Raw genomic sequence first — 14,180 nt, forward strand, 5'->3', positions numbered from 1 at the left:
AGATCAGGTCATGAAGGTGGCGGTGACGGGGGCGGCGGGATTTCTGGGCTCGCACGTCGCGGACGTGCTGGAAAAAGACGGTTTCGAGGTCGTGCGTCTCGACAAGGACGCCGACGCCGCGCGCCGCATCGTCGCGGCCGATCTGCTCTCGCCGGACGCGCTGAAAGCGGCGCTCGGCGGTGTCGAGGGCGTCTGCCATTTTGCGGCGGTCGGAGACGTTTATCTCGCGTTCGAGAATCCTCCGCTCGCGGCCACGATCAATGCCACGGGCACCGCGAACATGCTCGAAGCGGCGAAGGCCGTCGGTGTCAAGAAGTTCGTCTACATCTCCACGTGGGAAGTTTACGGCGAGCCCGAGTATCAGCCGATGGATGAGAAGCACCCGTGCCGGCCCGATCATCCCTACAACATCACCAAGCTCGCGGGGGAACATCTGGCGATGGCGTACGACCGGCTCAAGGGCGTGCCCGCGGTCGCGCTGCGCATCGGCACCGCCTTCGGCACCCGCATGCGCTCCAATTCGGTCTTCTCGATCTTCATCCGCAAGGGCATGAAGGGCGAGCCGATCACGATCAAGGGCACGGGCGAACAGGGCCGCGAGTTCGTGCACGCCTTCGATATCGGCCGCGCGTGTGCGCTCGTGCTGCGCTCCGACCTGCGCGGCGAGGTTTTCAACATCACCGGCACCGAGTTCGTGTCGATCAAACGTCTGGCCGAGCTCGTGAGCGCGAAGTTCCCGACCGAGATCAAATTCGAAGAGGCCCGGGCGGGAGACATCGCGCCGGCCAAGGTCTCGACCGAAAAGGCGCGCAAGCTGCTCGGCTGGCAGCCCGAGGTGGCGTTCGAGCAGGGGCTCGCCGGGATCATCGAGGAAGCGATCGCCAAAGCGTGAACGCGCCCGGTCGAGGCGTTTGACCGGAGCGGAGCAAGGCGGCGGGTTTCGGAGGGGATCATGTCGGAGTCGCCGTTCGTCCTGACGAGTGAACTGATTTTCCGGCAGCGCGTCTTCGCCGCGATCTTCATCGTCTTTTTCATGATTCTCACGCTCGAACTCATCCGCCGCCGCGCGCTCAAGGAGCGCTATGCGATCCTGTGGGTCGTGGCGGCCTTCGTCCTGCTGCCCATGGTCCTGTCGCCCTCCATCGTGAGCAGCGTGTCCCGTCTCATCGGCGTCAACTACCCGCCGTCGGCGATCCTGCTCACGGGCATTCTCTTCCTCACGCTCATCGTGCTGCACTTTTCGGTGGCGCTCTCGCGTTTCAAGTCGAACGAGGAGAAGCTGGTGCTGCGGATCATCGAGCAGGATCAGGATCTGTCGCAGCTTCGGCAGAGAATCCGCGTGATCGAACACCGGATCGATCAGGCGAACCCCGGCGCGCCGCCGAAAGACGACGCGCCGACGCGGGATTGATTGCGCGTCGTCAGGGAATTTGCCGCGGGCCGACCAGCCGCCACCACGCCGACAGGAGAGGGTTGAGAATGCGATCGGCGAGCGACGTGCCGAGACCCTCGAATTCGAGCTTCACGCTGATGTGAGCCTTCAGAACGCGCGCGGCGTTCGGATTCGCCATCGCCGTCCGGCGCCGAGCGGCGACCCACGCGCGGAACTCGCCCGACATCGCTTCGCGCATCGCGCGCCATTTCGCTCCGGCGAGTCCTCCGCGAGCGAGCTGGAGCAACACGGCGATTTCCATCGCCGCGAAAAACGGCGCAAGCCGTACCATCCACGACCACGGGAAGTACGAGCCGACGAACGCCCAGCGATTGCGTTCGAGGTATCGGAACTTGTCGGCGCTTTTGGAAAACGTGTAGTCGTGATCGATCATTGACGCCGGGACGACGAGGTTTTCTCCACCCGCGAGACGCACCCGCCAACCCAGGTCCTGGTCCTCCACATAAAGGAAAAACGTCTCGTCGAATCCTCCGAGGGCGCTGAAGTCGGCCACGCGCATGACGAACGCGCATCCGCTGCACGTCGCGCACGCGAAGGGCTCGCGGTCCACGTACGCCGTGGGATCGCGACCGTAGCCGTCGGTGAAGCCGAAGCCGAGCAGGTGAACGCGGTTGCCCGCGCTGTTCACGCGCCGACCATCGTCCATCAGGATCAGCGGTTGGACGCACATCGCGCCGGGCGTGTTCTCCAGGGCCGAAAGAAGGGGCGAGAGCCAGCCGCGCCGCACGCGCGTGTCGGGATTGAGCACGGCGACGTGGGTGCAACCGAGTTCCGCCGCGCGGGCCACGCCGAGATTCACCCCCGCGCCGAAGCCCCCGTTTCGACCGGATTCGACGAGTACGACATCCGATCGTTCGGCGCGAAGCCACTCGACGGTGCCGTCGCGCGAGTCGTTGTCCACGACGATGATGTCGCGCGCGAGATCGTGCTCACCATCCGCGTCGAGCGACGCGAGCAGGTTCGGCAACGCCTCGCGCGAACGATAGGCCACGGTGACGATCGCAACGCGAACGGGCATCGTTTCGGCGGCGGCAAGCTGCGAATTGGCGTGCAAGGAAGCGACTCCTTAACTGGCCGCATCTCTACCGCAACGAACGTGTCGTGCCTAGTCGTACACTCCGCCACGAGTCACCCGAGTCGGGTGAACAACTCCACGCACCACGCATACGCCTTCGCGTAAATTGATTCCGATTTCGATTCACGGGGTCCGGCAACGTTGAGCACCTCGAATCGCCCCGCGTGAACCCACGCGACGGCCTCGTCGATGGCGGGCGTCCGGGCGAGATCGACAACGAGGCACGGCTTCACGAGCCGTCGCGCCACCTCGATCGTGTAGGCGGTGCCGCCCGTCGGCGCGCCCATCGTCAGGACCAGCGTCGCGTCGGCGTCGCGCACATTCCACCGCGTGCGTTCGTCATATTCGGCGCTCGGCGTTTCGCGCAGCGGATAGCGAGCGGGAATCGGACCGTCCTCGGCGCGTCGCCCGGCCGGGCACCATCCGCCGCAGGCGAGACCGACGGTGAGGGCGCCGTCGAGCGCGGCTCGGTCCACGCCGGTCTGGCCGCCGGAGACGATCGTCAATCGGGACGGGCGTGTGGACATGCGTCGCGCTTGGGCTCCATCATTGCAACGACTTTGGGAACCGGGCGCGGGAGTGAAACATGAAAGCCATCTGGTTGGAAGACGGTCGGGCCGCGTGGCGCGACGTGCCGGAGCCCGAGCGTCGCCCGGGTTGGGATGTCGTGCAGGTAAGCGCGGTCGGCGTGTGCAACACCGATCTCGAGCTTACGCGCGGCTATATGAACTTTCGCGGCGTTCCCGGTCATGAGTTCGTCGGGCGCGTCGTTTCGGATGATTCGCCCCTCGCGGGGCGGCGCGTGGTCGGCGAGATCAACACGGGATGCGGTCGGTGCGCGGCGTGCCTCGCGGGATGGGCGCGCCATTGCGCGGAGCGCGGCGTGCTGGGCATCCTGAACCTACCGGGTGCTTTCGCGGAACGAATCGCGCTGCCGCGCGGCAACCTGAAGCCGATTCCCGATTCTCTTGACGACGAGCGAGCGGTCTTTATCGAGCCGCTGGCGGCGGCGCTGCGTCTGTCGGAGCAGGGACTTCTGACGGCGGGCACGCGCACGCTGCTCGTCGGCGACGGCAAGCTCGCGCAGCTCGTCGCGCGGGTCCTCGCCCTGCACGGCGCACGCACCACGGTGCTCGGCCGCCACGCGCGCAAACTCGATCTGCTCGCGCCGTGGGTGAACGTAATCGCGAGGGATGCCCAGCGCGTTGCGCCCGCGTCGTTCGATCTCGTGATCGAAGCGTCGGGTTCGCCCGCGGGTATGGCGGCGGCGCTCGCGACCGTGCGCCCGATGGGCACGATCGTCGTGAAGAGCACCTGCGCGGGACGTATCGACCTCGATCTCAGTCGGTGCGTCGTCGATGAAGTCCGCCTGGTCGGTTCGCGTTGCGGCCCCTTCGAGCCCGCCATCGACCTGCTGGCGCGGGGCCTCGTCGATCCGTCACCGCTCATCGACGCGCGATTCGACTTTCGCGAAACGATCGAAGCCCTGCGTCACGCGGCGACGCCGGGCGTGCTCAAGGTCGTCGTGCGTTTCCCCGCTTCGCCCTAAGAGCCGTCGCCAAAGCGCGACTTCGTGATTCGCAGATCCCGCATGTGGCACAGCCGCCCTCGGCTGTGCAGTTCTTGGCGCACAGCCGAGGGCGGCTGTGCCACATGAACTGCCCGAGTCGAGCAGCGCCGCTAAAACGTCAGCCTGACAACGCGCCACGCGATCGTCGCGGCGATGAACGCGACCATCGCGACGAGCCACGCCGCATCTCGATACCCGACTCGCGGCGCATCCATGCGCGTGCGTTTTGTCGACGCGCCGAATCCGCGAGCTTCTAGCGCGACTGCCATGCCGTCCGCCTGACGCAGAGCCGCGATGAGCACGGGCGCGACGATGGCGGCGTAGGCGCGCATGCGGGCTGCCCATCCGCCGCGATCGACGTCGAGCCCGCGCGATCGCTGCGCTTCGGCCACGATGCCCGCGTTTTCGAGAAAAAGGGGCGTGAGCCGGAACGCGAGCGAGAGGGCGAAGGCGACGCGATACGGCAGTCCGAGCCGCTCCATGCCGTACGACACGTCCTCGATGCGCGTCGAGGTGAGATAAACGATGGCCGCCGTGAGAAACGCCACGAGGCGCAGACCCATGCCGAGTCCGTAAGCAAGGGTCTCGCGCGATGGCGCGAAGGGGCCGAACACGAAGTAGGGCGTATCCGCGCCGCGACGAAAGGCCGTCCACAGCGCCAGCGTGACGACGAGAAAAACGGCGACAAGCCCGCGCGCGCGCCACAGATTCGCCCCCGCGCCGGTGGCGACGCCGACCGCGACGAAGATCGCCCAGATGGCGAGCATGGGCACGGGATCTTCCACGATGAGCGGCGGCGCGCATGCGAGTCCAAAGACCAGCAGGCGCGTGGAGGGATGCAGCCGCCCGAGCGACGTGTCATCGGAGCGGAAGAACGCGCTCATGCCCGCTCCAACCGCGCCGCGAGCGAATCGACGGTGAGCGCGCGCGTGCCCATCCGGTGCGCGAGTCGGACGATCGACGGCGCGACGAGGCGCGAGGCGCGACATGCGGCGTCGTCGGTCAGCACGCCGAACGGGTCGCCGTCCGCCACGATGCGCCCGTCGGCCATGGCGATGATGCGCGTCGCAAACGCCGCCGCGTGGGCGAGGGCGTGCGTGATGACGAGGACGGCGTGGCCCGCGTCCACGAGACGCGCGAGCGTCGCCATCATCCGCTCCTGCTCCGGGGCGTCGAGGCCGGTCGTCGGTTCATCGAGGATCAGGAGGCGCGGACGGCACGCCAGCACGCTTGCGAGGGCGAGGCGCTTGCGTTCGCCCTTGGTCATCGCGAAAGGATCGCGCCCGCCCGCGTCGGTGAGGCCCGCAATCGCGAGCGCCTCGTCCACGCGCCGCGCGATCTCATCCGGCGCGAGACGCTGATGACGCGGACCGAAGGCGACCTCCTCGGCCGCCGTCGCGCAGAAGAGCTGGTGATCGGGATTCTGAAAGACGAGCCCGACCGCGCCGGGGCGCTCGTGCGCCGCGAGCGATGCGACCTCGCGACCGCCGACCCGCACCTGTCCCGCCCGTGGGCGGAGAATGCCGGCGAGCAGCTTGACGAGCGTTGTCTTGCCGCATCCGTTCGCGCCCACGAGCGCAACGAGCTCGCCCGCGCGGATCTCCAGATCGACGTCGCGCACCGCTGACTGATCGGCCCGATAGCCGAAGGTCAGACCCGTCGCGCGGACCATCATGTCGCCGGTCGTGGGGAGCCGGTCGACGGAGGTCGATGTCGCGCGGAATCCCGAGGTTGCGAGCACGTCGCAAGCCGATTCGACGGAATCGGGTCGCTCGGCAAGCCCCAACCGTGCAAACAGATCGGCGAGCGGCGGCGGCGACGCACCGCAGGCGCGAACGCGTTCGGGATCGGTCCACATTTCTTCGGCCGTCATGACGGCGTGGACGCGCCCGTCCTTCATCGCGACGATCAGATCGGCATGGCCGAGCGACTCCAGGTCGTGCGTGACGTGAAGGACGGTTCGGAGTTCGGTCGCGAACGCCCGTACAATCCCGACGATCGCGGCGGCGGATTCGGGGTCGAGGTCGGTGGTGGGTTCGTCCAGGGCGAGGATCGGCGTTTCCGCGGCCAGCACACTGGCCAGCGCGAGGCGCTGCTTCTGCCCGCCCGAGAGCGACGCCGGCTCGCGCTCACGCAGGTCCCACAGGTCCATGCGCGTCAGCCACTCGCGCACGCGCGTCGCGATGACGGCGGGATCGAGGCCGCGGCTTTCGAGCGCGAAAGCCGCCTCGCGCAGCACGCTCGACGAAAAGAGCTGCGTCTCGAAGTCCTGAAAGACGATCCCCACGGTTGCGGAGAGCTCGGCGACGGTCCTGTCGGCGATGTCCTCGCCGAAAAGTCGCACCGCCCCGCGCCACTCGCCCTTGCGAAACGTCGGAACGATGCGGTTGAGGGTTTGCGTGAGCGTGGATTTTCCCGCGCCGTTGTGCCCGATGACACCGATGACGCCGCCAGCGGGCAGGGCGAGCCGGATGTCGCGCAGCGCGGGTGCGTCGGCGCGGCGATCGCGGAACAGTTCGATGTCGAATTCGGCGGCGGGGGAGTCGGGTTTCACGAAAGTGCGTTCCTGCTCTAAAGCAGCGCGCAGCCGACGAGCATGACGACCAGGAACGGCGCCACGCCCGCGCCGATGGCGGCGGTTCCCGTAACCCCGGCGAAGCCCGCCGCGCCGAACGACGCGTCGAGCGCACCGAAGGCGATGGCGTCGCCGACCGCGAACGCGGCGAGGGCCCCGGCCACGGCGAGGATCGCGCCGACGCCACGTCGCCCGGACGGAGGCGGCGCGAGGTCCATCACGTCGTGCCAGACGAGTCCCGCCCGTTCGACGCGGGGATAGAGCAACGCGACCAGCGGCAACGCGAGCGCCAGCGAACTGAGCAGGTTGTTGACGAGAATGATGTTGCCGAGCGCGGCAAACGGCGCGAGCCCGAGCAGGTCCACGCCCCAGCCGATCGCCGACGCGATGGCGAAGCAACCGGCAACCATCGCCGCCGCAACGAGCAGCCAGTCGGCCCGGCCGCCCTCGCCGGGGCGCGCATGGCCGCGAAAAGCCCGCCAAATCGAATAGGGCAGGTAGCCGTAGAGGAAGTTGCCGACGAACCCGAAAAAGCTGCCCGGTCCGAACATCCCGCCGAGAAAATCCGCGACGAGGTTGCCGATCGCCGCGCCCCACGCCGCCGCCGGACCGAATAGCAGGGACATGAGCACGGGCACCGCCGCGCCCGGGCGCACCTCGGTGAGGCCCGGCACCAGGACCGCGATCTTGAACGGCAACAGCACCGCGACATAACACGCCGCGCAAACCGCCGTCAGGACGACCATCCGGGTGGACTTCCACATGGTGAGCAGTTCGCGCACGGCGACCTCCGCGGGGTGTGGCGAGGGGCGGGACCACGGGGAAATTCTCACCGCGTCTCCGCCGCGTCAAGCTGGAATGCCCGCGCGGTTGCGACATTGCTCCATCGCGCCGCCGGCTCCTCCAGACTGCACGAAATCGTCACCGGCGCGCGAAGATTGTGGCAAATTGTGCACAAAAGCGGAGAATCCCGGTGAACATGCCAAATTGGGGCAGGCTGTTCACGCGGATGTCACACATTCGTCACACGAGTCGTTTTTAAGAGCGCGCGTGACGAGCACGTTCAGAAGGACACCATGACGACCCAAATCCTGATCATCGAGGACGAAGCCGACCTCGTCGCCAATTTGGAATACAACCTTCAAAAGGAAGGTTACCGTACGCGCTCGGCGCTGAACGGCAAGGCGGGGCTCGACCTGGTCGGCCACGGACCGACCCCGGACCTCGTGCTCCTCGATTTGATGCTGCCGGATGTACCGGGGACCGAGGTCTGCCGCCAGATCCGCAATCACGAAAAGACGAAGAACACACCCGTGATTTTCCTCACGGCCAAGGGTGACGAAATCGACCGCATCGTCGGATTCGAGATCGGGGCCGACGACTACATGACCAAGCCGTTCAGCGTGCGCGAACTCGTTCTGCGCATTCGCGCCGTGCTGCGTCGCACGCAGGTCGATGAACTGCCCGAGGGCGAGCAGATCCGATTCGGGCGGCTCGTGATCGATCGCGGCGCGCACCGAGCGTGGGTGGGCGAGGAAGAAGTGGCGCTGACGGCGCTGGAATTCCGTCTCCTCACGACGTTTTTGTCGCGCAAGGGTCGGGTGCAGACCCGCGAAAAACTTCTCGACGACGTGTGGGGAATCCAGGCGGACGTGACGACGCGCACCGTGGACACGCACGTGAAACGATTGCGGCAGAAGCTCGGGGATCTCGGCGCGTACATCGAGACGATACGCGGGGTCGGGTACAGGTTCTGTACGACCCCGGACGACATCAAGGTTTGATTTTCGGTTTGACCTTCACCCGTTCCAGATTCGGACATTCAAGGAGTTGCCCATGAAACGCAGTCTGCTCTTCCTGTTCGTTCTGACGCTCGTCGCGTCATTCACCGCGGCGTGCGGAAGTCCGGCGCCCGCGCCCACGGGCGATATGCCCAAAGCGGCAGTCCCGGCTCCGGCTCCGGCCGCGGAGGTGATCGCCATCGACGGTTCCAGCACCGTGTTCCCCATCACCGAAGCGGTGGCCGAGGAGTTCCAGAAGGGCGGCCAAGCCAAGGTGACCGTCGGAATCTCGGGCACCGGCGGCGGCTTCAAGAAGTTCTGCGCCGGCGAGACCGTCATCGCCAACGCCTCGCGGCCGATCAAGCCCGAGGAGGTCGAACTGTGCACGAAGAACTCGATCCAGTATGTCGAACTTCCGGTCGCCTATGACGGGCTTGCGGTCGTGGTCAGCAAGGAGAACACCTGGCTCCAGAAGCTGACCGTCAAACAGCTCAAAATGATGTGGGAGCCCGAGGCGCAGGACGTGGTGAAGAAGTGGAAGCAGGTCGATCCCACGTGGCCCGATGACGAATTGCATCTGTTCGGTCCGGGCGTGGACTCCGGCACCTACGACTACTTCACGCAGGCGATCGTCGGCAAGGAACACGCGAGCCGCGGCGATTTCACCGCGAGCGAAGACGACAACGTGCTCGTCCAGGGCGTTTCGACCGACAAGAGCGCGCTCGGATTTTTCGGATTCGCCTACTACGAGTCGAACGCCGAAAAGCTCCGCCTCATTCCGGTCGACGACGAGAACGAGACGAACGGCGCCGGGGCGATCCTGCCGAGCCTTCAGACCGTGTCCGACGGGACGTATCAGCCGCTGTCGCGACCGGTCTTCATCTACATCAGCAAGGCCGCGATCGATTCGCGTCCCGAGGTTCAGGCGTTCGCCGAGTTTTACGTGAAGAACGCCGCGACGCTCACGAAAGAGGTCGGCTACATTCCGATGCCCGCCAAGGCGTATGAACTCGTCGCTGATCGGCTGGCGAAAAAGGTGCTGGGCTCGCTGTTCGCCGGCAAAGGCAGCCAGGTCGGTGTGACGATGGACAAGCTGCTTGCGGCCGAGCAGGGCGGCGAGGCCCCGGCGGCCCCGGCCGCGGGCAACGCCCCGGCCGCGGCGCCCAAATAAGGCGCGCTCCGCACCGCATTCCATGGCTGACCAGTCCGCATTCCAGAATCGCCGCACATGGACGGAGACCCTGATCGAACGGGGTCTCTTCCTGTGCGGCGTCGTGTCGGTCGTCACGACCTTCGGTATCGTCGCGATTCTGGGATACGAGTCCTACGGGTTTTTTCGCGAAGTGCGCCTGCGGGACTTTTTGTTCGACACGCAGTGGACGCCGCTGTTTTTCACGAAACGATTCGGCATTTGGCCGCTCGTGTCGGGAACGGTCCTGACGACGGCGATCGCGATCGTCGTCGCGCTCCCCTTCGGTCTTCTCGCGGCGATCTACCTGAGCGAATTCGCCAACGAGCGGTCGCGCCGCATCGTCAAACCCGCAATCGAGATTCTCGCCGGCGTCCCCACGATCGTGTACGGATACTTCGCGCTCGTTTTCGTCACGCCGCTCCTGCAAAAAATCGTGCCCGACCTGGCTGGATTCAACTCCCTGTCGCCGGGCATCGTGATGGGTGTGATGATCATCCCGCTCATCTCTTCGCTCTCCGAGGACGCCCTTTACTCGGTACCGATGAGCCTGCGCGAGGGGGCTTACGCGCTGGGCGCGGGTAAGCTGCCGACGATCTTTCGCGTAGTGATTCCCGCGGCGCTCTCGGGCATCGCCGCCGCTGTCACCCTCGCGGTGTCGCGCGCGGTGGGCGAGACGATGATCATGGCCATCGCGGCGGGCCAGCAGCCGCGCCTGACCCTCGACCCCCGCGTTCAGATCGAGACCATGACCGCGTACATCGTGCAGGTGGCGCTCGGCGACACGCCGCACGGCACGCTTGCGTATCAGACGATCTTCGTCGTCGGCGCGTGTCTGTTCCTCATGACGCTCGGCATGAACATGCTCAGCCAGCGTCTGGCGCGCCGGTATCGGAGGAAGAACTGATGCAGGGCGCCCGGCGGGGAAAACTTGCGGAGCAGGTGTTTCGGTGGGTCTGCCTTGTCGCCATGACGTTGCCGCTCATCGTGCTGGCCGTGCTCATCATCGACGTGGCGCGCGACGGCGCGGAGCGGATCGGGTGGGATTTTCTGACCAGCTACCCGTCGCGCAACCCCGAAAACGCGGGAATCCTCCCGGCGCTCGTCGGCAGCCTCGTCGTTGTTGCGCTCACGGCGCTCCTTGCGCTGCCCATCGGGGTCGGCGCGGCGGTCTATCTCGAGGAATACGGAAAGCGCAGCTTTTGGGCGAACCTCATTGAAGTGAACATCGCGAACCTCGCCGGCGTGCCGTCGATCATTTACGGCCTGCTTGGCCTCGGCCTGTTCGTGCGCGCGTTCGGATTCGGCCGCAGCGTGATCGCGGGCGCGGGAACGCTCGCGCTGCTCGTGTTGCCGGTCGTCATCCTTTCCACGCGCGAGGCGCTCGCGACGGTGCCCAACGCCCTGCGCGAGGGCGCGCTGGCGCTGGGCGCGACGAAATGGCAGACCACGCGGCGGGTGGTGTTACCGATGGCGTTTCCCGGAATTCTGACCGGGACGATTCTGTCGGTGGCTCGCGCGCTGGGCGAAACCGCCCCGCTCATCACGATTGGCGCTCTGACCTACGTGCCGTTTCTGCCCGACGGGCTGCGTTCGCCGTTCACGGCGCTGCCGATCCAGATCTTCAACTGGGTGTCGAGGCCGCAAAAGGGATTCGTCACTAACGCGGCAGCGGGTATTCTGGTCCTGCTCGTCATTCTGCTCTTGCTCAACGGAATCGCGATCTACCTGCGGAATCGTTTTCAGAAGCGTGTGTATTAGCTAAAGTCCGTTTTTCGTCGCCCGGCCTTTGCGGTCGTGAATACGCGACGACTGGAGTCTGACGGTGTCCGCGGTCAACGGCGCCATATTTCGTGTGCGGGATCTGAATGCCTGGTACGGGCCCCAGCACACCTTGAAGTCGATCACCATCGACGTGCCCGACAATCGGGTCACGGAGGTGATCGGTCCATCGGGTTGCGGCAAGTCCACGTTCATCCGCTGCCTCAACCGCATGCACGAACTTATCGACGGCGCGCGCGTCGAAGGCGAGGTCGTGTATGGCGGCGTCAACATCTACGGTCGCGAAGTCGATCCTGTGTTGCTGCGCCGACGTGTCGGGATGGTGTTTCAGAAACCCAATCCCTTCCCGACCATGACCGTGCGCGACAATGTGCTCGCGGGCCTTCGTCTAACGGGTGCGCTGAAGCGGTCGGACGCGGCCGATCTGGTGGAGCGCGCCCTGCGGCAGGCGGCGCTTTGGGACGAGGTGAAGGACTACCTCGACAAGGCCGGATCGGGTCTATCGGGCGGACAGCAGCAGCGTCTGTGCATCGCGCGGGCGCTGGCGGTCGATCCCGAGGTCATCCTGATGGACGAGCCGTGCTCGGCGCTCGATCCGATCGCCACGGCGCGCATCGAGGAGCTGATCCACCAGCTTCGCGAGAACTACACGATCGTCATCGTCACGCACAACATGCAGCAGGCCGGGCGCGTGTCCGACCAGACCGCGTTTTTTCTCATGGGCGAACTGATCGAATTCACGGACACGAACGTGCTGTTCCGATCGCCGAGCGACCGCCGGACCGAGGAATACATCACGGGCAAGTTCGGTTGACGCCTTCGCGCGCGCCGCGCGCGAGGGATATGGAGACGCCGGGAGAGATGGAGAAGACGCACACCGACAGCGCTTACGAGCGGGAACTGCACGACCTGCGCGAGACACTGCTGCGCATGGCGGGGCTTTGCGAGGAGATGATCGCCGACGCGATCCGCTCCATCGTCGAGCGCAATTCCGAACTCGCGCGGGAGACCATTGAGCGAGACTTCGAGGTCAATCGCGCCGAGGTGCAGGTGGACGAACTCGTCTTCCTGGTCCTCGCCAAGCGCCAGCCGGTCGCGAAGGACCTGCGTTTCACGACGCAGGCCATCAAGATGGCCAACGATCTCGAGCGAATCGGCGACCTCGCGGTGAATATCTGCGAGCGCGCGCTCTTGCTCAATCTCGAGCCGCAGCTCAAGCCGTATCAGGACATTCCGAAGATGGCCGATATCGTCATGTCCATGGTGCGCGAGTCGATCGACGCCTTCGTGAAAGAAGACGCCGACCTCGCGGAGCAGATCATGGAGCGCGACGATGAGGTCGACGACCTCTACCATGTCATCATCCGCGATCTGCTGGCGATCATGCTCAAGAATCCGGACGCGGTGGAACGCGGGATTCACATCCAGTCGATCGCGAAGTTTCTGGAGCGCATGGCCGACCACAGCACGAACCTATGCGAGCAGGTCGTGTTTCTGGTCAAGGGCAAGGACGTGCGTCAGATCGACGGGCTCGAAAAGGTCCGCAAGGGTTAGAGTTTACCCATTCTCGCAGGCGTCGCGATCCGTCCGATGTGCAGGCGCACCCTCACGCCGCCGTGCAGCATGGGGAAGGCGGCGTCGTAGCGCAGCCGCATCGCCTTCCACATGGCTTCGTCGGCGGTGAGCACGCCGAAGCGCCAACCGACGAAGCGCTCGCGCAAAACGTCGCCCGCCTTGGAATAGAGTGTTCCGAGCGAACCCGGCGAACCGACGCGACTACCAAAGGGCGGGTTGAAGGAGACGAGTCCCGGCTCGCGCGGGGGCGACAGGCGGTGGATCGGCACGTGTCGTACCTCCACTTGCGAGGCGAGCCCGGCGCGGTCGAGATTGCCATGGGCGGCGGCGGCGGCCGACGCGTTCGCGTCCGCGCCGACGATGGGGGCGCGAAGCATATCCCGCGCGTTCGCCACGGCTTCTTCGCGCAGACTCGACCAGAGCTTCGCGTCGAAGTCCGCGAAGTCCATGAACGCGAAATCCCGATCGGCGCCCGGGGCGCGACGAAGCGCCCACAGAGCCGCTTCGAGCACCAGCGTGCCCGCACCGCACATGGGATCAACGAAAGGCTCGGCCGGATCGAACCCCGCATACCGCAGCATCGCCGCGGCCATGGTCTCACGCAGGGGTGCGAGGGCGGTTTCGCGCCGATGCCCGCGCCGGTGGAGCAGATCGCCCGAGGTGTCGAGCGAGATCGTGCAGGTGTTCTGGTCGAACCGCGCGAGGACGAGTACCGGCGCGCGACCGGGCTTGGGTTCTCCCAAACGCTCGCCGATGGTGTCCGAAACGACGCTTTCGATCTTCTTGCGGATGTTCAGCTTGGACCCGTGGCTCGCGGCACGCACTTCGATGGGTGTGCCCGGAGCCAGCCAATCGACCCACGGAATGCGCCGGACCTTGCGCGCGAGTTCGGGAAACGACATCGCGACGAACTCGCCGACACGCATGAGCACACGTCCCGCGGTGCGCAGCCACAGATTCGCGCGATAGAGGTCGCGCGACGTGCCGAGGAACTCGACCCCGCCGTGCACGGCGCGCAGCGGCTCGACGCCGATTTCGCCCATTTCGTCGTACAATGCCGGCTCGATGCCCGGCGCGCACATCGCGAACAGGTCGAATCGGCGCTCACCCTGCGGGCGAACACCGGTGGGTTGCGAATTGTTGACGCGCCGGGGATTCGAGGGCATGAAAGGGCGCCTGC

General features: G+C 66.0%; 15 protein-coding genes. 9 read left to right on the forward strand and 6 right to left on the reverse strand.

Translation table 11 applies throughout. The annotated features are described in order from the left end of the window. Window positions 1-10: 10 nt before the first annotated feature. Window positions 11-892: an NAD-dependent epimerase/dehydratase family protein gene (locus IT350_12420; protein ID MCC6158849.1), complete on the forward strand. Its 882-nt coding sequence runs from the start codon at window positions 11-13 to the stop codon at window positions 890-892. A 60-nt stretch (window positions 893-952) separates the two neighbouring features. After that, complete coding sequence (locus IT350_12425) at window positions 953-1,411, forward strand: DUF2304 domain-containing protein (GenBank protein ID MCC6158850.1); 459 nt, start codon at window positions 953-955, stop codon at window positions 1,409-1,411. A 10-nt stretch (window positions 1,412-1,421) separates the two neighbouring features. On the opposite strand, the gene IT350_12430 is transcribed toward IT350_12425, so the two are convergent. Next, a complete protein-coding gene (locus tag IT350_12430) occupies window positions 1,422-2,507 on the reverse strand; it encodes a glycosyltransferase family 2 protein (protein ID MCC6158851.1) in 1,086 nt (361 codons plus the stop codon). A 74-nt stretch (window positions 2,508-2,581) separates the two neighbouring features. Continuing rightward, window positions 2,582-3,055: a putative molybdenum carrier protein gene (locus IT350_12435; protein ID MCC6158852.1), complete on the reverse strand. Its 474-nt coding sequence runs from the start codon at window positions 3,053-3,055 to the stop codon at window positions 2,582-2,584. A 59-nt stretch (window positions 3,056-3,114) separates the two neighbouring features. On the opposite strand from IT350_12435, the gene IT350_12440 reads away from it, so the two are divergent. Then, window positions 3,115-4,077 carry an alcohol dehydrogenase catalytic domain-containing protein gene (locus IT350_12440; protein MCC6158853.1) on the forward strand — a complete coding sequence of 321 codons (963 nt, stop codon included), beginning with the start codon at window positions 3,115-3,117 and terminating at the stop codon, window positions 4,075-4,077. A gap of 131 nt (window positions 4,078-4,208) precedes the next feature. On the opposite strand, the gene IT350_12445 is transcribed toward IT350_12440, so the two are convergent. Genes IT350_12445 through IT350_12455 form a run of 3 tightly spaced genes read right to left on the reverse strand, consistent with a single transcriptional unit; the run spans window position 4,209 to window position 7,455 of the window. Then, a complete protein-coding gene (locus IT350_12445; protein MCC6158854.1) occupies window positions 4,209-4,982 on the reverse strand; it encodes an energy-coupling factor transporter transmembrane protein EcfT in 774 nt (257 codons plus the stop codon). Next, the gene (locus IT350_12450) at window positions 4,979-6,652 is read right to left on the reverse strand and encodes an ABC transporter ATP-binding protein (GenBank protein MCC6158855.1); all 1,674 of its coding nucleotides are present in this window, start codon (window positions 6,650-6,652) and stop codon (window positions 4,979-4,981) included. Before IT350_12450 ends, IT350_12445 begins: the two co-directional genes overlap by 4 nt. Window positions 6,653-6,669: 17 nt before the next feature. Next, a complete protein-coding gene (locus IT350_12455; protein ID MCC6158856.1) occupies window positions 6,670-7,455 on the reverse strand; it encodes a QueT transporter family protein in 786 nt (261 codons plus the stop codon). Between the two features lie 294 nt (window positions 7,456-7,749). Here IT350_12455 and IT350_12460 point away from each other — a divergent pair, with 294 nt between their 5' ends. From IT350_12460 to phoU, 6 genes are all read left to right on the forward strand, one after another. Then, window positions 7,750-8,457, forward strand: a complete 708-nt coding sequence (locus tag IT350_12460) for a response regulator transcription factor (protein MCC6158857.1) — start codon at window positions 7,750-7,752, stop codon at window positions 8,455-8,457. 52 nt (window positions 8,458-8,509) lie between these two features. Beyond that, window positions 8,510-9,625 (forward strand): PstS family phosphate ABC transporter substrate-binding protein, encoded by a 1,116-nt coding sequence (locus IT350_12465; GenBank protein MCC6158858.1) that lies wholly within the window; start codon window positions 8,510-8,512, stop codon window positions 9,623-9,625. A 22-nt stretch (window positions 9,626-9,647) separates the two neighbouring features. Further along, entirely contained in the window at window positions 9,648-10,550 is a 903-nt protein-coding gene (gene pstC / locus IT350_12470) for a phosphate ABC transporter permease subunit PstC (GenBank protein ID MCC6158859.1), read from the forward strand. Further along, on the forward strand, window positions 10,550-11,404 hold the full coding sequence (gene pstA, locus IT350_12475) for a phosphate ABC transporter permease PstA (GenBank protein MCC6158860.1): 855 nt from the start codon (window positions 10,550-10,552) through the stop codon (window positions 11,402-11,404). The genes pstC and pstA overlap by 1 nt, the downstream gene beginning before the upstream one ends. A 64-nt stretch (window positions 11,405-11,468) precedes the next feature. Continuing rightward, complete coding sequence (gene pstB, locus IT350_12480) at window positions 11,469-12,239, forward strand: phosphate ABC transporter ATP-binding protein (GenBank protein MCC6158861.1); 771 nt, start codon at window positions 11,469-11,471, stop codon at window positions 12,237-12,239. A gap of 47 nt (window positions 12,240-12,286) precedes the next feature. Then, on the forward strand, window positions 12,287-12,979 hold the full coding sequence (phoU, locus tag IT350_12485) for a phosphate signaling complex protein PhoU (protein ID MCC6158862.1): 693 nt from the start codon (window positions 12,287-12,289) through the stop codon (window positions 12,977-12,979). On the opposite strand, the gene IT350_12490 is transcribed toward phoU, so the two are convergent. After that, complete coding sequence (locus IT350_12490) at window positions 12,976-14,166, reverse strand: class I SAM-dependent RNA methyltransferase (GenBank protein ID MCC6158863.1); 1,191 nt, start codon at window positions 14,164-14,166, stop codon at window positions 12,976-12,978. The two genes, phoU and IT350_12490, sit on opposite strands and share 4 nt — an antisense overlap. Window positions 14,167-14,180: the final 14 nt, after the last annotated feature.

It is taken from the genome of Deltaproteobacteria bacterium (assembly GCA_020845895.1).
Classification (GTDB): domain Bacteria; phylum Lernaellota; class Lernaellaia; order JACKCT01; family JACKCT01; genus JADLEX01.